Origin of the sequence: Pseudoxanthomonas sp. CCNWLW251, assembly GCF_037402255.1 — a bacterium.
Lineage (GTDB): Bacteria > Pseudomonadota > Gammaproteobacteria > Xanthomonadales > Xanthomonadaceae > Pseudoxanthomonas_A.
Window position 1 is genome coordinate 306922 of record NZ_JBBEGA010000003.1, and the last position, 22938, is coordinate 329859.

Annotated in this window: 20 protein-coding genes; 4 read left to right on the top strand and 16 right to left on the bottom strand. The window is 67.1% G+C overall.

Annotated elements, in window-relative coordinates; translation table 11 throughout:
* Positions 1-78: 78 nt before the first annotated feature.
* The 15 genes from WBN46_RS14460 to smc form a co-directional block, all read right to left on the bottom strand.
* Positions 79-1218, bottom strand: a complete 1140-nt coding sequence (locus WBN46_RS14460) for a GGDEF domain-containing protein (RefSeq protein WP_337732152.1) — start codon at positions 1216-1218, stop codon at positions 79-81.
* Positions 1219-1393: 175 nt separating this feature from the next.
* A complete protein-coding gene (gene mtnA / locus WBN46_RS14465; RefSeq protein ID WP_337732153.1) occupies positions 1394-2452 on the bottom strand; it encodes an S-methyl-5-thioribose-1-phosphate isomerase in 1059 nt (352 codons plus the stop codon).
* Positions 2453-2499: 47 nt separating this feature from the next.
* Positions 2500-3237, bottom strand: a complete 738-nt coding sequence (locus WBN46_RS14470) for a DUF3011 domain-containing protein (protein ID WP_337732154.1) — start codon at positions 3235-3237, stop codon at positions 2500-2502.
* Positions 3238-3346: 109 nt separating this feature from the next.
* Positions 3347-4315 carry an EF-P lysine aminoacylase EpmA gene (gene epmA, locus WBN46_RS14475; protein WP_337732155.1) on the bottom strand — a complete coding sequence of 323 codons (969 nt, stop codon included), beginning with the start codon at positions 4313-4315 and terminating at the stop codon, positions 3347-3349.
* A gap of 148 nt (positions 4316-4463) precedes the next feature.
* Positions 4464-6803 (bottom strand): NAD-dependent DNA ligase LigA, encoded by a 2340-nt coding sequence (ligA, locus tag WBN46_RS14480; protein WP_337732156.1) that lies wholly within the window; start codon positions 6801-6803, stop codon positions 4464-4466.
* Positions 6804-7285: 482 nt separating this feature from the next.
* Positions 7286-7648 carry a GFA family protein gene (locus WBN46_RS14485; RefSeq protein ID WP_337732157.1) on the bottom strand — a complete coding sequence of 121 codons (363 nt, stop codon included), beginning with the start codon at positions 7646-7648 and terminating at the stop codon, positions 7286-7288.
* Positions 7649-7694: 46 nt separating this feature from the next.
* Positions 7695-8126, bottom strand: coding sequence for a hypothetical protein (locus tag WBN46_RS14490; protein WP_337732158.1), 432 nt, complete (start codon positions 8124-8126; stop codon positions 7695-7697).
* Between the two features lie 2 nt (positions 8127-8128).
* Complete coding sequence (locus tag WBN46_RS14495) at positions 8129-8506, bottom strand: glyoxalase (RefSeq protein ID WP_337732159.1); 378 nt, start codon at positions 8504-8506, stop codon at positions 8129-8131.
* 57 nt (positions 8507-8563) lie between these two features.
* Positions 8564-9070: a DUF2314 domain-containing protein gene (locus WBN46_RS14500; protein WP_337732160.1), complete on the bottom strand. Its 507-nt coding sequence runs from the start codon at positions 9068-9070 to the stop codon at positions 8564-8566.
* 60 nt (positions 9071-9130) lie between these two features.
* Complete coding sequence (locus WBN46_RS14505; RefSeq protein ID WP_337732161.1) at positions 9131-9478, bottom strand: low molecular weight protein tyrosine phosphatase family protein; 348 nt, start codon at positions 9476-9478, stop codon at positions 9131-9133.
* Between the two features lie 5 nt (positions 9479-9483).
* Entirely contained in the window at positions 9484-9870 is a 387-nt protein-coding gene (locus WBN46_RS14510) for a type II toxin-antitoxin system PemK/MazF family toxin (RefSeq protein ID WP_337732162.1), read from the bottom strand.
* Positions 9871-9963: 93 nt separating this feature from the next.
* Positions 9964-10386, bottom strand: coding sequence for a DUF2200 domain-containing protein (locus tag WBN46_RS14515; protein WP_337732163.1), 423 nt, complete (start codon positions 10384-10386; stop codon positions 9964-9966).
* 215 nt (positions 10387-10601) lie between these two features.
* Positions 10602-11519 carry a GIY-YIG nuclease family protein gene (locus WBN46_RS14520; protein ID WP_337732164.1) on the bottom strand — a complete coding sequence of 306 codons (918 nt, stop codon included), beginning with the start codon at positions 11517-11519 and terminating at the stop codon, positions 10602-10604.
* Positions 11520-11552: 33 nt separating this feature from the next.
* Entirely contained in the window at positions 11553-12287 is a 735-nt protein-coding gene (zipA, locus tag WBN46_RS14525; protein WP_337732165.1) for a cell division protein ZipA, read from the bottom strand.
* Positions 12288-12321: 34 nt separating this feature from the next.
* Positions 12322-15825: a chromosome segregation protein SMC gene (gene smc / locus WBN46_RS14530; RefSeq protein ID WP_337732166.1), complete on the bottom strand. Its 3504-nt coding sequence runs from the start codon at positions 15823-15825 to the stop codon at positions 12322-12324.
* 276 nt (positions 15826-16101) lie between these two features.
* On the opposite strand from smc, the gene WBN46_RS14535 reads away from it, so the two are divergent.
* Complete coding sequence (locus WBN46_RS14535) at positions 16102-17304, top strand: amino acid aminotransferase (protein ID WP_337732167.1); 1203 nt, start codon at positions 16102-16104, stop codon at positions 17302-17304.
* Between the two features lie 89 nt (positions 17305-17393).
* On the opposite strand, the gene ugpC is transcribed toward WBN46_RS14535, so the two are convergent.
* A complete protein-coding gene (ugpC, locus tag WBN46_RS14540; protein ID WP_337732168.1) occupies positions 17394-18473 on the bottom strand; it encodes a sn-glycerol-3-phosphate ABC transporter ATP-binding protein UgpC in 1080 nt (359 codons plus the stop codon).
* A gap of 436 nt (positions 18474-18909) precedes the next feature.
* On the opposite strand from ugpC, the gene glk reads away from it, so the two are divergent.
* The 3 genes from glk (at position 18910) to WBN46_RS14555 (ending at position 22864) form a co-directional block, all read left to right on the top strand.
* The gene (gene glk, locus WBN46_RS14545) at positions 18910-19917 is read left to right on the top strand and encodes a glucokinase (RefSeq protein ID WP_192202731.1); all 1008 of its coding nucleotides are present in this window, start codon (positions 18910-18912) and stop codon (positions 19915-19917) included.
* Between the two features lie 232 nt (positions 19918-20149).
* The gene (edd, locus tag WBN46_RS14550) at positions 20150-22060 is read left to right on the top strand and encodes a phosphogluconate dehydratase (RefSeq protein ID WP_337732169.1); all 1911 of its coding nucleotides are present in this window, start codon (positions 20150-20152) and stop codon (positions 22058-22060) included.
* Between the two features lie 147 nt (positions 22061-22207).
* Entirely contained in the window at positions 22208-22864 is a 657-nt protein-coding gene (locus WBN46_RS14555) for a bifunctional 4-hydroxy-2-oxoglutarate aldolase/2-dehydro-3-deoxy-phosphogluconate aldolase (protein WP_337732170.1), read from the top strand.
* Positions 22865-22938: the final 74 nt, after the last annotated feature.

The following is a 22938-nucleotide window of genomic DNA, read 5'->3' on the forward strand; positions in this document are numbered from 1 at the left end:
GCGCATCGCGCGCCCTGCCACGTCGGCATCCGAAGATGCTATCGCAGCCATGTCACATTTGGAATGAAATTCAGGCGTTCAGGAAACGTCCGCAACGTTCACGCGATCACGCCCTTCACGCTTGGCGTCGTACAGCGCTCCGTCGGCACGACGCATCTGGTCGCGCAGGGTTTCGCCGGGCCGGTGCTCGGCGATGCCGGCGGACAGCGTGGCGACAACACCCCCCTGCTCCTTGCCGAATTCGCCGCGCACGCGCTCGGCGAATGCGCGCGCCGACAGCGCATCCTCGCCCTCCAGCAGTACCGCGAACTCTTCGCCACCAATGCGCGCCGCGCATCCGTTGGCACCGACGCGCGCACGCATGATGTCGCCCAGCCGCTGCAGCACGGCATCGCCGCCGTCGTGGCCGTGGCGGTCGTTGATGCGTTTGAAGTAATCGATGTCCAGAACCGCAACCGCCACCGGGACGCCCGCCGCGACCGCACGCGCGTGCGCCGACACGGCGTGCTCGTTCCATCCGTTGCGATTGAGCAGGCCGGTCAACTCATCGGTATGCGCCTGCCGCACCAGCCGGCGACGCATCTGCCACGCGGACACCGCGAAGTCCGTGCGATAACCCGCCAGCACCAGGCCGAAGCCGATCGTGGTCAGCGTGTACAGCCAGTACAGTGCGCTGCCGGTGCCCGGGGCCCCGTACAGCACGATGCGCAGCAGCGCCATCACCACGATCAGCAGGGCAAGCGCGAACAGCGATACCGGGCGCACCATCAGCGCCATCAAGGCCAGCGGCAACAGCTGGAAAAGACCCGTACGCAGCGCCAACTGGCCGGTCGATCCGGGTAGTGGCATGCTCATGAAGATGCCGGTGATCAGCGTGGACAGCAGCATCAGTAGCAGACGGTGCTGCCAGCTCACCATCCGCGATACGCCTGCCGCGCAGCCCGCGACAACGGTGGATGCCAGCAACTGCGACCACACCGGATACCCGATCGACGGCGTGACGCCCGCCATGTCGAACAGCGCGGTAATCGCCAACAGCACGGCACCGCACAGCAGCACGCCACTGACGATGGGCCGGGTGGCCCGCAGTTGCGCCAGCGTCAGGTCTTCCCGTTCCTCGGTGCTGAGCGCGCGGGTGGAATGGCGCGACAGCAGTCCGCGCAGGCTGTGCAGCAAGCCCGGGGCGGCGATCGGAGCGTTGAGGAGTCGGGCGCGCATGCTCGGTTCCTGGACGGAATGACCATCACGATGCAACTCCCGTGCCACCGCCTGTTCAGCGCGGGGCCGCCGCCTGCAACGTCTCACGCAGCGCGTGCCCCGCCCCTGCCCGCAGGCCTGCCGGACTGACGCACGGGGGCGCTTTCCGCCGGCCAGCACATGCGCGTGACCCGCTTCATCCGCCGAACGCGGCCCGCATGCGTGCTTCATCCGGCTGTTCGATCACGCCTTTCTCGGTGACGATGGCATCGATCAGCGTCGCCGGGGTCACGTCGAAGACGGGGTTCCACGCCGGCACGCCCTCGGCCACCGTCCGCGTACCGCCGATCCCCAGCAGTTCGGCCGGGTCGCGTTCCTCGATGTGGATGGCATCACCGTTCGGCGTGGCCATGTCCACGGTGGACGAGGGTGCTACCACCATGAAGCCCACGCCGTGGTGGCGTGCCGCGATGGCCAGCTGGTAGGTGCCGATCTTGTTGGCGGTGTCGCCATTGGCGCAGATGCGATCCGCTCCCACGACCACCCATTGCACGGCACCGGTTTTCATCAGGTGGGCGGCGGCGGAGTCGGCGATCAGCGTGGCCGGGATGCCGTCCTGCAGCAGTTCCCATGCGGTCAGCCGCGCGCCCTGCTGCCAGGGCCGCGTCTCGCCGGCATACACCTTGCCGATGCGGCCCTGCGCCACGCCGGCACGGATCACACCCAACGCGGTGCCGAAGCCGGCCGTGGCCAGCGAGCCGGTGTTGCAATGGGTCAACACGCCACTGCCCGCGGGAATCAGTGCAGCCCCCAGTTCGCCCATGTGCCGGTTGGCAGCCAGGTCTTCCTCGGCGATGGCCAGGGCTTCCAGTTCCAGTACGCCGCGCCAGTCGGTGCCCGCCGTCTTCAGCGCCGCGCGCATGCGGGCCAGTGCCCACGCGAGGTTGACGGCGGTGGGACGCGCATCGTTCAGGCGCTGCAACGCGGGCTCGAGCTTCCCGAGTGCGTCGGCGGGCGTAGCCGCCATGACGTCACGCGACGCCAGCACCACGCCCCACGCCGCGGCAATGCCGATGGCCGGTGCACCCCGCACCGCCAGTGCGTGGATGGCAGTGGCCACTTCGTCGCTGGTGGTGCAGCTCAGGTACTCCACCACGAAAGGCAACTTGCGCTGGTCCAGCAGCTCCAGGGCGCTGCCGGTCCAGCGGATCGGGCGGACGTGGTCGTAACGGGCGTAGTCGATGGCGTTGGTCATGCCGCCATTGTAACGGCCCGCCGTGAAAGCCCCTCCCGGCCGCGATATCAGCGGCTGCGGAACTCCGCCCGGCAGCCCGCCGTGACCCACACGCCACGGCCATCGCGGCCCCAGGTGCGGCCTTCGATGCAAGGTGCGCTGGACAGCTGGCGTACCAGCTGCACACCGCCCCGGCCGTCCACGTCGCATACACGGGTGCGGTCGCGGTCGGACTCGCAACGGAACACCTGGCCATAGCCCCCTCCGTTGTTCCAGCCGCCACCGCCCCACCCATTGCCGCGACCCTGGACCTCGAACTCCGCACGGCAGCCCTGCGACACCCAGATCCCGTTGCGGTCCTGGCCCCAGCTCTGTCCTTCAACGCAGCGCGCGCTGGAAAGCTGGCGCACCAGGCGCACATCGCCACGCGTGGAAACCGCGCAGGTACGCGTGCGGCCACTGTCGGATTCACAGCGGATGCGCTGTGCGCTGTTGCCGCCATTCCATCCGCCACGACCGCTGGCGAACTCCGCACGGCAACCGCGATTCACCCACACGCCATCGCGGGTCTGGCCCCAGGTGCTGCCTTCATCGCAGCGCGTCTTCGACAACTGCCTCACCACCTGCACGCGACCACGCGTGTCCATGCGGCATTCCCGGTAACGGCCATCGTTGGATTCGCAGCGGATCACCTGACCGTCGCGGCCGTAGCCATCACTGCCGTACTGCGGCGCGGCGTGGGCAGCGGCGGTGCCGAGCAGCGCGGCGGCGCCCAGCGTCAGCGAAGCAAGAAGTCGACGTTCCATGGCATGCATCCTCGTGTGTGTTGCATTGAAATCTACGCAGCCATCATGAACGTGAACCCACGAAACCGTTTGCAGGAATCGATCCGCTCATGACGTGTTTGGCTGGCTTTCAGGCGCGCGCGAAATCGAACGCCAGCACATCGGCGATGCGTGGGGTGTCCTGCAGGGCCATCAACAACCGGTCCACGCCCAGCGCCACGCCCGAGCAATCGGGAAAGCCATGCGACAACGCCGCCAACAGGTGCGCGTCGATCGCCGGCGACGGCACGCCGCGCGCGGAACGCGCGGCCACGTCGCGCTGGAAGCGCTGTGCCTGTTCGGCGCCGTCGGCCAGCTCGTGGTAGCCGTTGGCCAGTTCAAGCGGGCCCAGGTAAAGCTCGAAACGCTCGGCCACGGGCACCGCGTCGTGGCGGATGCGCGCCAGCGCGCACTGCGAGGCCGGGTAGTCGTACACCGCCAGCAACTGGTCGCGCGGGAAGTCCGGCTGGATCCGGTGCGTCATCAGCAGGTCCAGCCAGTCGTCGCGGGTCAGGCCCTCGCCGTCGATGGCGATGCCGCTGGCCGCATTACGCACCGTGTCCAGGTCAGCGGTCATCGGGTCGAATCCCAGCCGTTGCAGGTACAGGTCGCGGAAACTGATGTGCGACGCCGTGGCCGTGCGGCCGACCAGCGCCAGCGCCGACTGCACGAGTGCCATGGTTTCGTCGATCAACGGCGCCAGCGTCCAGCCCACGCGATACCACTCCAGCATGGTGAATTCCGGGTTGTGCCGCCCGCCCGCTTCGCCGTCCCGGAACACCCGGCCCAGTTCGTAGCAATCGCCCACGCCGGCCGCCAGCAACCGCTTCAATGGAAACTCGGGCGAGGTCCGCAGCCAGCGCGTACGCGACCCACCCTCGATCCGCCCGGAGAATTCCAGCGCGAACGAAGCGATGTTCGGGTCGGTGTTGCCCGCCCGCGACATCATCGGCGTCTCGACCTCCAGCACATGGCGCGCATGGAAGAACTCGCGGATGAGGCGATTGAGCGACGCACGCAGGCGCAGCGCGTCCATCAGCGCGGAAGGCTGCCAGCTCATCGCATGCACCTTGTAGGAGCGACGTAAGTCGCGACCGGAAGACCTCGCCTCCCGTGCAGCGTCCTCACCGCGCTTCTGTTGAAGGTCCATGGCACTGTCGGCGTGCGGTCGCGACTTACGTCGCTCCTACAGGGAAGCGGGCGGCTCCTCATGCGTGCTGCTCCAGGAACGCCAGCAGCTGGGCTTCGTCCCAGATCTCGATGCCCAGTTCCTGCGCCTTGGCCAGCTTGGAACCGGCGGCTTCGCCGGCCACCACCAGATGCGTCTTCTTCGACACGCTGCCGGCGATCTTGGCGCCGAGGGCTTCGAGTTTTTCGCCGGCTTCATCGCGGCTCATCGCCGCCAGTCCGCCGGTGAGCACCACGGTCTTGCCATCCAGCGGACCGGCAGAGAGGGCGACGTCTTCCGGCGTGACCCGCAGCAGTTCCTCCAGCGCCGCACCACTGCGCGTCAGCAGCTGTGCGTTGGCCTCGTCTTCCAGCCACGCGGCGAAGGCATTGGCCGAATCGCTGGGCAGGCCGGCGGTGACGAAGTTGTGCACCGGCGCATCCAGCAGCGCCTGCGCCGACGGGAACGCCGAGGCCAGCTGCTCGGCGCGCACGCGGGTGACCTTGGGAATCTCCAGGTCCACCAGCAGCGTGGCCAGGTCCAGGCCGGCGCGCAGCTTGCCCGAGGGCGGATGGGTGTCGCCGATGACCACGCCGCGCGCCAGCAGGTCGTCGATGGCCTGCTGGTTGCCCGGCTGGTCGAGGAAATGGCCCAGCGAACGCGCCACCTCACCGCCGATGTCCGGCACCTGCTTGAACAGCGGCCATGGCAGGCGGCGGATCAGCTGCAGGTCGCCGAACCACTGCGCCAACGCCTTGGCCGTGCTCTCGCCCACGTGCTGGATGCCCAGTCCGAACAGGAAGCGTTCCAGCGTGGTGTGCCGGCTGCGGTCGATGGCCTCGATCAGGTTTTCGGCCCACTTCGTCGCCACCTTGCCGGACTTGACGGTCTCAGGCGTGGTGCCATCGCGCTCGTCCACGCGCCGCTTCATCTCCAGCAGGTCGTCCACGGTCAGCGTGTACAGGTCGGCGATGCGCTGCACGATGCCGAGATCGCTCAGGTCTTCGACGAACCGCTCGCCCAGGCCTTCGATGTCCATCGCGCGGCGCGAGGCGAAGTGGATGATCGTCTCCTTGCGCTGCGCCGGGCAGGTCAGCTCGCCGCTGCAGCGCCACACCGCCGCACCCTCCTCGCGCACGATCTCCGAGCCGCAGACCGGGCACGCCGTCGGCATCTGCCACGGTTGCGTGCCGGCGGGACGGCGTTCCAGCACCACGCCCACCACTTCGGGGATGACATCGCCGGCGCGGCGGATGATCACGGTGTCGCCGTTGCGCACGTCCAGGCGCGCCACCTGGTCGGCGTTGTGCAGCGTGGCGCGCGTCACCGTCACGCCGCCCACGTGCACCGGCTGCATCAGCGCCCATGGCGTCACCGCGCCGGTGCGGCCCACGTTGACCTCGATGGAATCCAGCACGGTCATCTGCTCCTGCGCCGGGAACTTGTGCGCGATCGCCCAGCGCGGCGCACGCGAGACGAACCCCATCGTGCGCTGCCCTTCGCCGTCGTCCAGCTTGTAGACCACGCCGTCGATGTCGAACGGCAAGGCGTCGCGGCGTTCACCGATGCGGCGGTAGTAGTCCAGCAGCCCGTCCACGCCTTCCACGGTCTCGCTGAGGCTGCTGACCGGGAAGCCCCACGCGCGCAGCTGCTTCAGCGTGGCCGAATGCGAATCCGGCAGTTCGCCGCCTTCCACCAGGCCGGTGCCGTAGGCGAAGAACGCCAGCGGCCGCTGCGCGGTGATGCGCGGGTCCAGCTGGCGCAGCGAACCGGCGGCGCCGTTGCGGGGATTGGCCAGCACCTTGCCGCCGTGCAGGCGGGCGTATTCGTTGTACTTCTCGAAATCCGCGCGCGGCATGTACACCTCGCCGCGCACTTCCAGCACGTCCGGCCAACCCTTCCCCCGCAGCTTGAGGGGAATGGCCTTGACCGTGCGCAGGTTGAGGGTGACGTCCTCGCCGGTGGCGCCATCGCCCCGCGTGGCGCCCTGCACGAACGCACCGCCTTCGTAGCGCAGGCTGATGGCCAGCCCGTCCAGCTTGGGCTCGGCGGAGAACAGCAGCGTGGGCCGCTTCAGCTTGTCGGCGATGCGGCGGACGAAGTCCTCCACCTCTTCGTCGCTGAAGGCATTGCCCAGCGACAGCATGGGGATGGCATGGCGCACTTCCGCGAACTTGCCGGCCGGGGCGTTGCCCACGCGCTGGGTGGGCGAATCGGCGGTGACCAGCTCGGGGTGGGCCGTTTCCAGTTCATCCAGTTCGCGCAGCAGGCGGTCGTACTCGGCGTCCGGGATGTTGGGCTCGTCGAGGACGTGGTAGCGGTGGTTGGCGTCCTCCAGCTGGCGGCGGAGGTCGGCGATGCGGGCGGCAGGGGTCGTCATACGTGAATTCTAAGGCCGGGCGCCGTGACGGGAGGTGCAGTGGCGGCGCCTTGAGGGCCGCCCCCTGCCCTCCATCTCGTCGCGTCGTGGCGGCCGCCAGCAGCCCATCGCCCTCGACGCCCCATCCGCAAGGCTCCGAATCCCAAGCGCAAGGCTCACCTGCCCCATCGATGGCATTCAGAGCCCCATCGATCGCCCGTTGAAAGCCATCGATGGGTGTCCGGGAGCCATCGATGGGATCCGGAAAGCCATCGATGACTCCCGGAATGTGATCGCTGGGGCTCGGGTGCTCCGTCGATGGGTTTCAGAAAGCGATCGATGGGTCTTTGAGTGCGATCGATGGCTCTCCGAAAGCCATCGATGGCCTTCCGTGCCCCACCGTTGGGAATCCGAGCCTTGCACGCAACGCTCGGAGGGCCATCGATGGGGCTCCGAGCCCGATCCCCGGCCTCAAATGTGACAGCTGAGCACCACTCCGTTGGTCACGGCATGCCCGCCCCGACCGTCATCCGCACCGGGATGCCCGCCGGATCGAAGCCTTCCAGGCAGAACACGTTGACGCCGTAGCAATCCGGGGTGACGCGCTTGCGGTGGAACGGATAGATGCCGCACACCTTGCAGAAGTGGTGGCGCGCGGTGTGGGTGTGGAACTGGTATTCGGCCAGCGCCTCCGTCCCGGCCAGCAGGCGAAAGGCGCTCTCGTGCACCTTCACCATCAGCGCGTTCTTCTTGCGGCAGATCGAACAATCGCACTGCGTCAGTTCGGGGAAGTCGGTGTCGATCTCGAAGCGCACGGCGCCGCAGTGGCAGCGGCCGGTGTGGGTCTGCAGGGGGCGTGACGACATGGAGTGTGCTGTCCTGACGGGGCTCAAGCTAGACGACCAAATCCGCTCAGGGCTTTGGAGAGACCTCCATGGCCACCAGAGGCGTGAGCGATGCGGCAAGCATATGCCATGCGCGTCCGCCCTTGTCGTCAAACAACCCTACCCCGCGGAGGTTGTCACGGCTGATGCGCAGGTAATGGGTATCACCGGGAACGAACGTTTCCAAATCTCCCATGCCGTCCCACTCGGTCATTGGCATCTCGATGCAGCCGACAATGACCTCCAACGGTTCACCCTGTAGCTCATCCGGCCCTTCCTGGACCATATAAAGCGCGCGTGAGCCTGCATAGATGAAGCCGCAAGGCGGCTGTCGCTCGACCAGGATCAACCGTGCACGAACGTAGGCCTCCGTGTCGACCGATCCCGACACCTGCTGCCCCGCCGCAATGCCAGACCATGCCAACAGCGCGACCCCGAGTGCGAGTGCGTAGCGGCTCATCGTCAACCCCTCCATTCCGCAAGATGCAGCAGCACGCCCGCCGGGTCCCAGACATAGGTCACCCGGGCGCCGTAGTCCTCATGCTTCGGGGGCGCCACGCGGGCATCGCCGTACGCCCCACTCGCCAGCACCGCGGCGATCTGCGCGTGGCAGGCCGCGGCATCGGCCACGGTGAGGTGCAGCATCGTGTTCTCCAGCCAGTCCTTCTGGTAGTAGCGCTGCAGGTAGAAGCGGTGCGCGCCGTTCGTCATCAGGGCAAGCTGGTCGTCGAGGTAGTCCGTCGTCCAGCCGAGGGCTTCGTAGAAGGCACGGGAGATGTCGAAGTCCTTCGCACCGATGAAGGGGCGGACATCGGTGACGCAGAGGTCGAGCGTGGGCATATCCTGGTGTCTCAAGCAGAGGATTCGTTTGTGCTGCGTGTACGCCGGGCCGCGTGATCAGGTGTCGGCGTACTCGGCTTCGTGCGCCCTGAGCTGCTCGGGCAATGCGATGCCGTCGCGTCGCGCAATCGCGAACATCGCACGCTGGGTGAAGCCGCCATGGATCTTTCCGGCGCTGTCCCGCACCTGCCAGTCCTCGATGTCCTCGAAGGCGCAGCGATGCAGGCGATCCAGTGTGCCGGTGTGGGTCACGGGCGGCGTGACCAGGCGCACGCCCAGTTCGCCTGGCCCGAGCACTTCGACGACCTCGGCCCACAGGTGCTCCACCTGCCCGGAACTGCTGACGAAGCGCAGCTTGACCAGGGCGCTCTCGCGCGGCCCGGCCAGGTGCGAGCGGAATGCCTCCAGGGTGGCGGTGGCGCGCTCCATCGCAGCCAGCAGCAGGGGATCGTCCGGGTCCGTCTGCAACGGCGGAAACTCGGGACGCGGCGAACGCCACCGGATGAAAAGCCACAATGCGCCACACAAGGCGAGGAACAAGCCGATCTTGACGGGCAATGGCATGGTGGATCCTGCAAGGGGCGACCCAGCGCAAGGTACTGCACAGGCGCAACACGGGGAAGCTCAACCCGGGTGCGCCGCTCCGGTGGGCAGGAACCGCACCACCTTCTCCTTCAACCGTTGGATGAGTGCCGGATCCATGAAGTCGTAGTTGTCTGGAATGTCCAGGCAGACCACGCGCTTGCCGCCGAGGTGGCGGGCGAACTTCGCCGTCAGGCGCGCACGGTGCACCTTCTCCATCACGAAGACCAGGTCCGCCCATGCCAGCAGCTCGGGCGACACCGGCACCTCGGCTTCATGACCCAGTCCCGCCGAGGCCGTCTCGATTCCCGGCCAGTCGGCGAACACCTGCTCCGCCGTGGGGCTGCGCAGGCGGTTCTGGGTGCAGATGAAGAGGACGTGGCGAGGCATGGTGGTCAGCGGTGATAGGACGCCTGCAGGAACCGGAGCGCGGCGATTACCTGGTCGACACGCGCGTCGCTCAGCCGGCCGATGTGGTCCTGCAGGCGGTGCCTGTAGAGGGAGGATATCTGCGACGCGATCACCACGCTCTGCTTGGCGAGCCCGCCTTCGCCGGCATCCAGCAGCACCACGCCGGGTTCCGAAATGCGATTGAGGTTGGAGCTGAGCGCGCAGACCACGACCGTGCCGATCCGGGATTGGTTGAACACGTCGTCCTGCACGACGACATGCGGATGCGGCACGCCGGGGACCGAGCCACGGGATTCGTCGGCCGCCACCCAGAAAATGTCACCTCGGCGGATGATGCCTGCGGCAGCGGGCGTGTGGAGGTCTCTGTCCATGGGAGGAGATGGTAAGGCAAGGATCATGGCCTGCCCCCCGGATCATCGCCGTGTCCGGCGCGCGCGAAGCCTACGCATGGACTCCGGATCCGCTCACCGCAGGATCTTCTCCATGGCTTTCCCTTTCGCCAGTTCGTCGACCAGCTTGTCGAGGTAGCGGATCTTCTGCATCAGCGGGTCTTCGACGTCTTCCACGCGCACGCTGCAGACCACACCGGTGATCAACGAGGCGTTGGGATGGAGCGCCGGCGCCTGAGCGAAGAACGTGTCGAAATCGACCTTGTCGCGGATCTGCCGCTGCAGCCCGGCCGCGTCGTAGCCGGTCAGCCAGCGGATGATCTCGTCGACTTCCGCCTGCGTCCGTCCTTTGCGCTCGGCTTTCTGCACGTACAGCGGGTAAGCGCTGGCGAAGGAGGTGGTGAAATGCGGTGAGCGAACATCGTGAGCACTCCAGTAGACCGGGACAACGTCATCTGAAGCAATCGTAGGATGGGTTGAGCCGGAGGCGATACCCATCACGATCTTTCAGCGGCAAGCGATGGGTATCGCTTCGCTCAACCCATCCTACGTGCTGCGTGCGCCCCTTGCGCTCGGCCTTCTGCACGTTGAGCGGATACACACTGGCGAAGGAAGTGGAGAAAATGCGATGCGGCATGGACTCCCCTCAACGGCGTTGGCGCCGGCATGGACACCGTGGGTTGGGGCCGCTTCGCTCACCCCAGCCTATGCGCTCAGCTCACCGAGCAAGCACGGCCCGCCGCCTCGTCTTCAATCGCCTTAAGCGACTTCCCCGCCGCGTCAAACCAGCTTTGCGGACCGCTCCTGGCTGTTCCTGCAACAAGCACTGCGGCATAGCTCGGAGAGCTCATGAGGAGGTCTTCAGTAAGCATGTAGTGATCACCCTTATCGACCAGCCGCTGATCATTAACCAATTGCTCTTTCAGCTTCACAATCTTTCGAGCAGCGCTATCACTGTCGACTTTGGCAACCATCGAGCCTTTTTTCAGGACGAAGCCTTCATCGGTCGGAACACCATACGCCACGAGGCTATGAACCTTGAACACCAAGTCGACGATGGACGAGTTTCGACTTAGTCCAGTATCCGCGCTTGCTCCGCCATCTCGAACCGCGCCAGATCGTTGCACCAACGGCTCAAGGACTGGATAACCCAGTGTACCGAGAACCAAACGGATGTCGTCGGTCATCTCGTCCATTGCATCACGCTCAGAACGCGGCAAGCTGGATTGAGTCGGCGTATTGCCATTCTCGAGCTCGTAACGATCAGCAAAGCGCGCCAATCGCTCGAGGTTGGACTCCAAGTACTTAACGTGCGACTTGGTAAGGTTTTCGTCCTTGCTTGTAAAGATGACGACTTCGCTCCAGAAGTCTTTATTCCTGTCATGGGTAAGCACCCGATCGGAAACGTTCTCCGATTCCCCTATATAGACAGCAGGTTTAGCGTCACCTAGACGCGCTTCAAACAGAAAGTAGACGCCAGGCTTCCGGGTTTCCGGCCAGTCATCAAGCCCACCAACTCTCGTCCTAGGACAGGCTATCGCTTGACCGGTGCGATTCACTATTTCGGCATAACGAATGCCGGTGACACTCGATTCGGGAAGATAGATTCTTATCGACTTTCCGTGCGCCATCGAGCGTCCTTGTTGCTTAACTTAGTTCAAAAACTACCACCGCGGCGCCTTCGTCAGCGGCGGCGCTTCATGCTGGCGGTCATACGCGCGCAGTTCCTCGCGGATGTGCTGGATGCGCTGGCGGCCGAGGGTGTTGCGGCTGTCGTCGAGGACCACGCCGCCGAGCAGTTCGGCCATGCGTTCCACATTGGGCAGCAGCTTCTCCCACGCTTCCAGTGCGGTCATCGGTGCCGGCAGGGTCAGGAAGAACGCGATGGCCGGGGTTTCCAGCGTGCGGATGTTGGCCATGTCGAAACTGCCCGGCTGCATGATGTTGGCCATGCTGAAGACCGGGCCGCGCTCGGGGTGCCCTTCCACGAGACGGTGGAACACGTTCATGTGGCCGAAGGTCAGGCCGGTCTTCTCGGCCGCGACCACGATGTCCTCGCCGCGCAGCACGTGGCCGGCCTTCGCCGCGACATACAACGAGACGATCTTGTCGAAATCCTGGCTGGGCCGCTTGCCCAGGTCGCTTTCGACGCCCGCCACCGGGGTACCGCCGGGCAGGCCCAACTCGGGCTGGCTGACGCGATCGTCGCTGTAGTCCTGCACCTGCTCGCTGGTGTCGTCGCCGGCAATACTGGGCTCGACGCGCGCGGTGTCGCGCTCGGCGGGTTCCAGCCGGCGACCCTGGCTGGGTTTCTTGGGACGACCGAACAGGAAGATCGCCGCCACCAGCAGGACGCCGGCAACAACGATTCCGATACGAAGCATGGCCATGTCGGACACAGGGGTTTCTCCGGCAGGGTGGGATCGATCAGGGTCAGGCGGCGCCGGCCAGGCGGGCGGCCTCTTCGAGGTCCACCGACACCAGCCGGCTGACACCGGGTTCCCGCATGGTAACGCCACTGAGCTGGTGTGCGGCTTCCATCGTGGCCTTGTTGTGCGACACGAACAGGAACTGCACCTTCTCGCTCATCTCCTTCACCATGTTGGTGAAGCGGCCCACGTTGGCCTCGTCGAGCGGCGCATCGACTTCGTCCAGCAGGCAGAACGGCGCGGGATTGAGCTGGAAGATGGCGAACACCAGCGCCACCGCGGTCATCGCCTTCTCGCCGCCGGACAGCAGCGAGATGTTGGACACGCGCTTGCCGGGTGGACGCGCCATGATGGCCACGCCGGTATCGAGCAGGTCTTCGCCGGTGAGTTCCAGATAGGCGTGGCCGCCGCCGAACAGGCGCGGGTACAGCTGCTGCACGCCGGCATTGACGCGGTCGAAGGTGTCCTTGAAGCGGCCACGGGTCTCGCGATCGATCTTGCGGATGGCTTCTTCCAGCGTTTCCAGCGCGGTGGTCAGGTCGACGTTCTGCGCATCCAGATACTCCGAACGCTGGCTGGCTTCGCCGTACTCGTGGATGGCGGCAAGGTTGACCGGCTCCAGCCGGCGCATGCGACCGTCGATCTGGGTGACGGTCTGCTCCCACTCGCGCAGGTCGGCGACCTCGGGCAGCGTGTTGATGACGTCGTCCAGCACGAAACCACCCGCGACCACGGCCTCGGACAGCTGCTCGGCCTTCAGTGCGAGTGCCTGCTGGTCGAGCTTGCGCTGCGAGATGCGCTCGCGCTGGGCCAGTGCCTGTTCGTCGCGCTGCTGGCGCGTCTGCTCGTACTGGCGCAGCTCGTTGTCGATGCCTTCCAGCAGCGAACGCGCTTCCGCCAGTTGGCGGTCGGCGGTGACGCGGTGTTCCAGCGCGACCTGGCGCTGGGTTTCCAGCTCCTGGACCGGCGAATCGCCTTCGTTCAACTGCAGGGTGAGCTCCTCCAGTCGCGAATCGAGCTGCCCGCGCTGCCCACCCATGCGGTCCAGCGCCTGGCTGAGCGACACGATCTGGGCGCGCTGCGATTCCAGGGTCAGTGCCAGCGCGTGCACGGTGTCGCGCGAACTGCGGGCCGCTTCGCGGGCCTGGTCGCGGGCCTCGACCAGCTGGCGGCGTTCGCCTTCCAGGGCCTGCCGTGCGGACTCCAGGTCGCCCATGCGGGTAACCGCATCCTCGAGCTTGGAACGGGCTTCGCGCGCCTGTTCGCGGCTGGCATCCAGCGTTTCGACCAGTTGCGCGATCTCGCCGTCGATGCGTTCCAGGCGGGTGCGGGTGGCCTCCACCTTGCCCTGCTGGCTCTGCAGCTGGCCGGCCAGTTCGGAGACACCGCGATGCGCCATGTAGAGCGTGCGCTGCGCATCCTCGCGCTGCTGCTCGGCGGCGAGCAGCTGGTCGCGCAGGTGGGCCAGGCGCTCTTCGAGTTCGGCTTCGCGCGCCTGCAGGGTTTCGATCTCGCCGCGCAGCGACTGGATCTCGCGCTCGCGCAGCAACGCGCCCTGCTTGGCCGCGCCGGAGCGCAGCACGCGCACCCAGCCTGCGCCGAGGCGTTCGCCATTGCGGGTGATGACGGAATCGCCCTCGCCCAGCTGCGATTGCAGGCGGCGGGCTTCGCCCAGGTCCTCGGCCACGTGCAGACGGGCCAGCAGGCGACGGATCGCCGCCGGGCCCTGCACCTTGGCGGCCAGCGAGGTCGGTGCGAACGCGACATCGCTGCGGTCGTCCGACACCAGGGCGATGCGGCCGTCGCCCAGTTCGCCGAGCGCATCGACCAGGGCTTCGGGCGCATCGACCAGCACGCCTTCGATCAGCTGGCCGAGCGCGCCTTCGACGGCGTTCTCCCAGCCCGGCTCGACGGTCAGCTTCTCGCCGACGCGCGAAGCGCTGTCCAGACCGCGCGCCTTCAACCAGCTCATCGCGGCACCCTGTTCCTGGCCCAGCGCGGCGTGCTGCAGGGTTTCCAGTGAGGACAGGCGGCCACGCGCTTCCTGCGTGCGCTTGCGCACGTCGGACAGTTCGGTCTGGGTGCCACGCTGCTGTTCCTGCATGTCGGCGGCGCCCTGCTTGCGCGCCTCGACCTGCTCGGCCAGCGTGTCCAGCGATTCCTTCTGGGTGTCGTGCTGCAGCTGCAGTTGTTCGAAGGCGGACGCGAGTGCGTCCAGATCCAGCCCTAGGCGTTCGTTGGCCAACGCCTCGCGACGGCGTTCGGCTTCCAGCGACTGGCGGTCGAGGTAGTCCACGCGCGTGCGCTCGACATCGCCGGCACGCGAGGCTTCCGCCGATTCGCGGCTGTGGGTTTCCCAGCGCTGCTGCCAGTCGGACAACCGTGTCTCGGCTTCGCGCAGCGCGTCCTGGCGGAACACATCCTCCTCGCGCAACTGCTCCAGTTGCGGTTCGGCATCGGCGACCGACTCGCGCAGCACGTTCAGGCGGGTCTCGTCGCCGCTGATGTGCTGGCCGAGTTCCTGCAGCGCGTTGTGGGCTTCGTCGCGGGCCTTCTTCAGGCGGTCGCCGAGCTCGCGCTGGTGCTGGATCTGCTGTTCGATGCGGGCCAGCGTGCTGCCGACCTGGTAGACCTCGCCCTGCGCCTTGTTGAGGGCATCGGCGGCTTCCTCGCGGCGCACGCGGTCGGTCTCGAGCAGGCGCTCGGCTTCGCGCTGTTCGGCGATCAGCTGCTGCAGCCTGGTTTCTTCCTGCGACAGCGCCTCGCGCAAGCCCTGCAGCTTGCCGTCCAGGCCGCGGTACTCCAGCGCCTTCCACTCGGCGTCCTTCACCCGGCGCTCTTCCTGCAGCGCCTTGTACTGCTCGGCCTGCTTGGCCTGGCGCTTGAGGTGCTCGAGCTGCTTGCCGATTTCCTCGCGCAGGTCGTTGAGTCGGTCGAGGTTCTCGCGGGTATGGCGGATGCGGGTCTCGGTTTCCTTGCGGCGCTCCTTGTACTTGGAGATGCCGGCCGCCTCTTCCAGGTACACGCGCAGGTCTTCCGGCCGCGCCTCGATGATCTGGCTGATCATGCCCTGCTCGATGATCGAGTAGCTGCGCGGGCCCAGGCCGGTGCCGAGGAACAGGTCGGTGATGTCGCGACGGCGGCACTTGGTGCCGTTGAGGTAGTAGTTGCTCTGGCCGTCGCGGCTGACCAGGCGCCGGACCGAGATTTCGTTGAAGGCGGCGAACTCGCCGCTGATGGTGTGGTCGCTGTTGTCGAAGATCAGTTCGACCGAGGCCTGCGAGACGGGCTTGCGCGCCGCCGAGCCGGAGAAGATCACGTCGGTCAGCGAATCGCCGCGCAGGCGGCTGGCCGAACTCTCGCCCATGACCCAGCGCACCGCATCGATGATGTTCGACTTGCCGCAGCCGTTCGGACCGACCACGCCGGTCATGTTGGTCGGCAGGTGCAGCACCGTGGGGTCGACGAAGGACTTGAAACCGGACAGCTTGATGGTGGAAAGGCGCATGCGGCGGTGTCTTCCGGGCACCGCGACCGGACCGGGCCGGCGCGCTGCCGCAAGTGTGAAGTGGGATCAGCTAGGACTGCCAACCTGTTGATTCGTATGACAATCCGACCCGCCCGAAGGCGTGCCAACGAATGAGTATAGCCGCCCCTGCCATGGGATGCCCGGGCCTTCCGGCGCCGTACTCCCGGCCACTGCGGGCGTACGGAGAGGCCGGCGCCTGTTAGCATCGCAGGCCGCTTCACCCCTCCTCCCTCACTCATCAACGGTCCCCACTCCGTGTCTCTTTTTGCATCCGTCGAACTGGTGCCCGGCGACCCCATCCTGGGGCTGACCGAGGCTTACAACGCCGATCCCCGCACCCAGAAGGTCAACCTGGGCGTCGGCATCTATTACGACGAACAGGGCCGCATCCCCCTGCTCGACTGCGTCCGCCAGGTGGAACAGGCGCTGGCCGACGCCGCCAAACCGCGCGGTTATCTGCCGATCGACGGCCTGGCCGCCTATGACGCGGCCACCCGCGAGCTGGTGTTCGGCAAGGATTCGGCTCTGGTAGCCGCCGGCCGCGTCGCCACCACCCAGACCGTCGGCGGCAGCGGCGCGTTGCGCGTGGGCGCGGACCTGCTGAAGAAGCTGCTGCCGCACGCCACCATCGCGATCAGCAACCCGAGCTGGGAAAACCACCGCGCGGTGTTCGGCGCGGCGGGCTTCGACATCGTCGACTACACCTACTTCGATGCCGCCACGCACGGCCTGGACTTCACCGGCCTGCTGGCCGACCTGGGCCAGCTGAAGCCGGGCACCGTCGTCCTGCTGCACGCCTGCTGCCACAACCCCACCGGCGCCGATCTGACGGTCGAGCAGTGGAAGCAGGTCGCTGCATTGATGAAGGATCGTGGCCTGTTCCCCTTCATCGACATGGCCTACCAGGGCTTCGACAAGGGCATCATTGAAGATGGCGCCGCGGTACGCATCGTCGCCGAGGCCGGCATCGACAGCTTCATCGTCGCCAATTCGTACTCCAAGTCGTTCTCACTGTACGGCGAGCGCGTCGGCGCGCTGTCGGTGGTCGGGCCGGACGCCAACGCCACCAAGGCGGTGCAGTCGCAGGTCAAGCGCATCATCCGCACGATCTACTCCAGTCCATCCACGCACGGTGCCGCGCTGGTGGCCGGCGTGCTGGCGAGCAGCGAACTGCGTGCGGTCTGGGAAAGCGAGCTGGGCGGCATGCGCGAGCGCATCCATGCCCTGCGCGCCGGACTGGTGGACAAGCTGGCCGCCCTCGGCGCGCCCGAGTTCGCCTTCATCCAGCAGCAGGCCGGCATGTTCTCGTACTCGGGCCTGAGCAAGGCGCAGGTGGACCGGTTGCGCGACGAGTTCGGCATCTATGCCGTGGGCACCGGCCGCATCTGCGTGGCCGCGCTGAACCAGCAGAACCTCGGCTACGTGGCGGAGGCGGTCCGCACGGTCAGCCGCGGCTGAGTCCGCGCTTCCAGCCGCATGCAGAAAAAGGGAGGCTGCGGCCTCCCTTTCTCAAAGCATCTTTGCATGAGCGCCCCCGGGCGCAGTGTTTACAGGCGCAGCCCGCTGTCGGGGTCGAAGAAATGCAGCGCAGCCCCTTCGACGGTCACGCGCAACGCCTGGCCCGGTTCCGGCAGGCGCTGCGGCGGCACGCGCGCGACCAGCGCCTGGCCCGCGTACGCAAGGTTGACGAAAACCTCGTTGCCCACCGGCTCGATCAATTCCACCTGCGCCTCGATGGCCGGTTTGCCGATGCTTGCCGGCTGCAGGTGTTCCGGCCGCACGCCCATCGCCACGCGGCGTCCTTTCCATGCATCGGCGACCGGTGCGTTGCCGAGCGGCAGCCGTGTCCCGTCGTCGAGTGACAGATGCAGGCCGTCGGCCTGGTCGAGCGTGCCATGCAGCACGTTCATCGCCGGGCTGCCCAGGAAACCGGCGACGAACAGATTGGCTGGCCGTTCGTACAAGGCCATCGGTGTGTCGATCTGCTGGATCTCGCCATCCTTGAGCACCACGATGCGCTGGCCCAGGGTCATCGCCTCCACCTGGTCGTGCGTCACGTAGATCATGGTCGCGCCCAGCTGGCGATGCAGGCGGCCGATCTCGGTACGCACCGAGTGGCGCAGCTTGGCGTCCAGGTTCGACAGCGGCTCATCGAGCAGGAACACCGAAGGCTCGCGCACCAGCGCACGCCCGAGCGCCACGCGCTGGCGCTGGCCGCCGGACATTTCGCGCGGCAGCTTGCCCAGCATGTGCGTCATGCCCAGGGTCTCGGCAGCGGCGTTGACGCGCCGGTCGATCTCGGCACGCGGCGCCCCGCGCAGCTTCAAGCCGAAGGCCAGGTTCTCGGCCACCGTCATGTGCGGGTACAGCGCGTAGCTCTGGAACACCATCGCGATATCGCGGTCTTTCGGCGCCACGTCGTTGACGCGCCGTTCGCCGATCAGCAGGTTGCCGTCGGAGATCTCCTCCAGGCCGGCGATCATCCGCAGCAGCGTGGACTTGCCGCAGCCGGACGGGCCGACCAGCACCATGAGCTCGCCATCGGCGATCTCGAAACTGGCCCCGTGCACGGCCACCTGGCCGTTGTCGTACACCTTGCGCACGCGGTCGAGTTGGACACTGGCCATCATTGCTCCGGTCGGGCGACGCCCATGGGTTGTATTCGCTGCAACCGGGCCCTCCCGATGGCAGGCATGCCCTCGCGGGCGATGCGTTCGGCTTCCCTTTCCGCAGGCGGGGAAGTTCGGCTATTCTGCCATGTAACCGTTTTCACAACGCAAGCCGTCCCCTGCATGCTGGTGTGCGCGGGCGGGTCGCACTGCCCACGCACGCCATGTCCGTCACGCCTCCCTGCGCCTCCGACCGCACGTCCTCCTATTCCGGAATGGCGCATACGTATACGGATGCCGCATGGACGCGCATGCCGGCATCCCGTCGGTGCAGGTGCGCGCTATCATGCGCCGCCCACGCGATGTGGCCCTTCTCCGGCAGCACAGGATCGACCAGGCGAATGCAGCGGACCCGTTTTGGAAGCCACCCCGCATCGAACAGGATGTTTGCCGCATGAGCAACGCCGAGCGCGTCCTTCTCGCCGATATCGGCGGCACCAATGCGCGCTTCGCGCTTGCCGATGCGGCCGCTGCCGTTCCGCTGCTGGACGACAGCGTGCGCGAGTTCGTGGTCGCCGACTTCCCCTCGCTCGCCGAGGCCGCGCAGCATTACCTCGATGAAACCGGCGCCACGGCGCAGAACGGTGTCTTCGCCGTTGCCGGGCGCGTCGATGGCGATGAAGCCCGCATCACCAATCATCCGTGGGTGATCTCGGTGAACCGCACGCGCCAGGCACTGGGATTCCAGGGCCTGAAACTGGTCAACGACTTCGCCGCGCAGGCGATGGCGGTGTCACTGCTGACGCCACGCGACGTGGTCGCCATCGGCGCCGCGCAGTGGCAGCCTGCGCCGTTGTCGGTGCCGCGCACCTACGCCGTCATCGGGCCCGGCACGGGCCTGGGCGTGGCGGCGCTGGTGATCCGCGACGGCCGTGCGTATCCGCTGGAAACAGAAGGCGGGCACGTCAGCTTCCCGCCCGGCACGCCGGAAGAAATCCGCATCCTGGAGATCCTGTCCGCGCAGTTCGGCCGGGTATCGAACGAGCGCCTGATCTGCGGCCCCGGCTTGGTGAACCTGTATCGCGCGCTCAGCGAGATCGCGGGCGAGGATCCGGGCGGCCCGCTGGAACCGAAGGATGTCACTGCGCGCGCCGCGGCAGGCGATCCGCGCTGCGTGCGTACGCTGGATGTGTTCTGTGCGGTGTTCGGCGCCATCGCCGGCGATCTCGTGCTGACCACGGGCGCGTGGGATGGCGTGTTCCTCACCGGCGGACTGGTGCCGAAACTCCTGGCGTCGCTGCAGCATTCCGGCTTCCGCCAGCGCTTCGAGCACAAGGGACGCTTCTCGCCCGCGATGGGACGCGTGCCGACGCTCGCGAACGTGCATCCGCGTCCGGGCCTGCTGGGTGCGGCGGCGTACGCGGTCGAACTGTTCGGCCCCAAGACACCCGCGCGCACCTGAGGTTTTGCGCAGATGCGCGCTGCAATGCAACACGCGCAATGCTTCGATGCAGGGACTGGTCTGCCTTTGGTCGCTTTCGCACCTGCGTCAAAGGCGGTAGAAAGCATCATGCCGTCGCCGTCGTTCCCCGCCCTTCCCCTCCACGCGCTGGAGATGCCGGAAGGCTGCGCCTCACGGCCTCATCTCGCCACGCCATGCAGAATGCATCCCTCTGCAGCCTAGCCCTACGCCCATGAGCCTGCACCCCCGCATCCAGGAAGTCACCGAACGCATCCGCCAGCGCAGCGCCCCCCTGCGCCGTGCCTATCTCGACGGCATCGATGCCGCGCACCGCGACGGGCCGCAACGCTCGCGCCTGAGCTGCGGCAACCTGGCGCATGCCTTTGCCGCCTGCGGGCCCACCGACAAGGGCCGGCTGCGCGCCGACGTGACGCCGAACCTCGGCATCATCAACGCCTACAACGACATGCTGTCGGCGCACCAGCCGTTCGAGCATTACCCGGAGATCATCCGCAAGGTGGCGCGCGATCTCGGTGCCACCGCGCAGGTCGCCGGCGGCGTGCCCGCCATGTGCGATGGCGTGACCCAGGGTCGCCCCGGCATGGAACTGTCGCTGTTCTCGCGCGACGTGATCGCGCAGGCCACGGCGATTTCGCTCAGCCACGACATGTTCGACGCCGCGCTCTACCTGGGCGTGTGCGACAAGATCGTGCCCGGCCTGCTGATGGGCGCACTGGCGTTCGGCCATCTGCCGGCGGTGTTCGTGCCGGCTGGCCCGATGTCGCCGGGCATCCCCAACAAGGAAAAAGCGGCGGTACGCGAGCGCTACGCCGCCGGCGAAGCCTCGCGCGAGGAACTGCTGGAAGCCGAGGCCGCCAGCTATCACGCCGCGGGCACCTGCACGTTCTACGGCACCGCCAACTCCAACCAGGTATTGCTGGAAGCGATGGGTCTGCAGTTGCCGGGCACCTCGTTCGTCAATCCCGACCAGCCCCTGCGCGACGTGCTGACGCGCGCCGCCGCCGAACGCGCGCTGGCCATCACCGCGCTGGGCGACGACTACCGTCCGATCGGCCGCCTGATCGACGAGCGCGCCATCGTCAACGCGATGGCGGCCTTGATGGCGACCGGCGGCTCCACCAACCACACGATCCACTGGATCGCGGTGGCGCGTTCGGCCGGGATCGTGCTGACCTGGGACGACATGGACCTGATCGCGCAGACCGTACCGTTGCTGGCCCGTGTCTATCCCAATGGCGAAGCCGATGTGAACCGCTTCGCGGCAGCAGGTGGCACGCAGTTCGTGTTCCGCGAACTGCTGGATGCCGGCCTGATGCACGACATCACCACCATCGTGCCGGGCGGGCTGCGCGCGTTCTGCGATGAACCGCGCCTGCAGGACGGCAAGCTGGCCTACGCACCCGGCGTAGCCGAGAGTGCCGACGAGGAGGTCGCGCGTCCCGTCTCGCGTGCGTTCGAGCCGCAGGGTGGGCTTCGCCTGCTGCGCGGCAACCTGGGCCGTTCGCTGATCAAGACATCGGCGGTGAAGGCGGAGTACCGCTACATCGAAGCGCCTGCGGTGGTCGTCGATGATCCGCGCGCATTGAACAAGCTGCACGCTGCCGGCGTGTTGCCGCAGGACTTCGTGGCCGTGGTCCGCTACCAGGGCCCTCGCGCCAATGGCATGCCGGAACTGCATTCGCTGGCACCGCTGCTGGGCCTGCTGCAGAACCAGGGCCGGCGCGTGGCACTGGTGACCGACGGCCGCCTGTCCGGCGCCTCGGGCAAGATTCCCGCCGCCATCCACCTGACCCCGGAAGCCGCCCGCGGTGGTCCGCTGGCCAAGCTGCGCGAAGGCGACATCGTGCGTCTCGATGCGGAAGCCGGCACGCTGGAAGCCCTGGTCGATGCGGCGGAGTGGGCGGCGCGCGAGATCGCGCCGAACACCTCGCCCGCCGCGCTGGACATGGGCCGCAACCTGTTCGCGGTCAGTCGCGACGTGGTCACCCCTGCGGATCGCGGCGCGATGTCGATTTCCTGCGGCCTGCCGTACCACGACGGCACCTGGGAATACGATGCCGAGTACGAACTGGGCGACGCCGCGCATGCCGCCGAAGCGCCGCATGAAGCCAAGGATGCATGAGCTTTCCCCTTCTCCCCTCGGGAGAAGGTGCCCGAAGGGCGGATGAGGGTGGGTGTCATGGTGATGGTGAACTACCCTGACCTGCGTCGCCCTCTCCCCAACCCCTCTCCCGATGGGAGAGGGACTCAATCCAACAAGCCGACATAAATGACCATCGAAGCCCGCCAGCAGAAAGCCGAATCCCTCCTCCGCGCCGCCGGCATCCTGCCGGTCGTCACCGTCCACACGCTGGATGAAGCGCGCAAGGTGTCCGAAGCATTGCTGAAAGGCGGCCTGCCCGCGATCGAGCTGACACTGCGCACGCCGGTGGCGATGGAAGCGCTGGCGATGCTGAAGCAGGAGCTGCCGGACATCGTGATCGGCGCGGGCACGGTGCTGACCGTCGAACAGATGGAGCAGTCCATCGCGGCGGGCGCGGATTTCCTGGTGACGCCCGGCACGCCGCCGCACATGGCGGAAGCGCTGGCCGCCGCGGACATCCCGGTGGTGCCCGGCGCCGCCACGCCAACCGAACTGCTGTCGCTGATGGCGCGCGGCTTCCGCGTGTGCAAGCTGTTCCCCGCCACCGCCGTGGGCGGTCTGGCGATGCTGAAAGGGCTCGCCGGCCCCATGTCGGAACTGAAGATCTGTCCCACCGGCGGCATCACCGAAGACACCGCCGCCGACTATCTGTCGCAGCCCAACGTGGTCTGCATCGGCGGCTCGTGGATGGTCCCGAAAGGCTGGCTGGACAACGGCGAGTGGGACAAGGTCACCGAGAGTTCGGCCAAGGCCGCCGGCATCGTGCAGCGCGTGCGCGGCTGACATCTCCGGCGTGTGTAGGAGCGACGTAAGTCGCGACCGTAAGAATAAGGCGTCCTGATATCGGAACGCAGCCC

Coding starts and splice junctions, on each gene's coding strand:
- WBN46_RS14500 (WP_337732160.1), bottom strand. CDS start 9,070: ATGCCATTGCCCGTCAAGATCGGCTTGTTCCTCGCCTTGTGTGGCGCA.
- smc (WP_337732166.1), bottom strand. CDS start 15,825: ATGCGCCTTTCCACCATCAAGCTGTCCGGTTTCAAGTCCTTCGTCGAC.
- WBN46_RS14470 (WP_337732154.1), bottom strand. CDS start 3,237: ATGGAACGTCGACTTCTTGCTTCGCTGACGCTGGGCGCCGCCGCGCTG.
- WBN46_RS14510 (WP_337732162.1), bottom strand. CDS start 9,870: ATGGACAGAGACCTCCACACGCCCGCTGCCGCAGGCATCATCCGCCGA.
- glk (WP_192202731.1), top strand. CDS start 18,910: ATGAGCAACGCCGAGCGCGTCCTTCTCGCCGATATCGGCGGCACCAAT.
- WBN46_RS14515 (WP_337732163.1), bottom strand. CDS start 10,386: ATGGGTATCGCCTCCGGCTCAACCCATCCTACGATTGCTTCAGATGAC.
- ugpC (WP_337732168.1), bottom strand. CDS start 18,473: ATGGCCAGTGTCCAACTCGACCGCGTGCGCAAGGTGTACGACAACGGC.
- WBN46_RS14520 (WP_337732164.1), bottom strand. CDS start 11,519: ATGGCGCACGGAAAGTCGATAAGAATCTATCTTCCCGAATCGAGTGTC.
- WBN46_RS14460 (WP_337732152.1), bottom strand. CDS start 1,218: ATGCGCGCCCGACTCCTCAACGCTCCGATCGCCGCCCCGGGCTTGCTG.
- WBN46_RS14555 (WP_337732170.1), top strand. CDS start 22,208: ATGACCATCGAAGCCCGCCAGCAGAAAGCCGAATCCCTCCTCCGCGCC.
- WBN46_RS14495 (WP_337732159.1), bottom strand. CDS start 8,506: ATGCCCACGCTCGACCTCTGCGTCACCGATGTCCGCCCCTTCATCGGT.
- edd (WP_337732169.1), top strand. CDS start 20,150: ATGAGCCTGCACCCCCGCATCCAGGAAGTCACCGAACGCATCCGCCAG.
- WBN46_RS14485 (WP_337732157.1), bottom strand. CDS start 7,648: ATGTCGTCACGCCCCCTGCAGACCCACACCGGCCGCTGCCACTGCGGC.
- ligA (WP_337732156.1), bottom strand. CDS start 6,803: ATGACGACCCCTGCCGCCCGCATCGCCGACCTCCGCCGCCAGCTGGAG.
- WBN46_RS14490 (WP_337732158.1), bottom strand. CDS start 8,126: ATGAGCCGCTACGCACTCGCACTCGGGGTCGCGCTGTTGGCATGGTCT.
- WBN46_RS14505 (WP_337732161.1), bottom strand. CDS start 9,478: ATGCCTCGCCACGTCCTCTTCATCTGCACCCAGAACCGCCTGCGCAGC.
- mtnA (WP_337732153.1), bottom strand. CDS start 2,452: ATGACCAACGCCATCGACTACGCCCGTTACGACCACGTCCGCCCGATC.
- epmA (WP_337732155.1), bottom strand. CDS start 4,315: ATGAGCTGGCAGCCTTCCGCGCTGATGGACGCGCTGCGCCTGCGTGCG.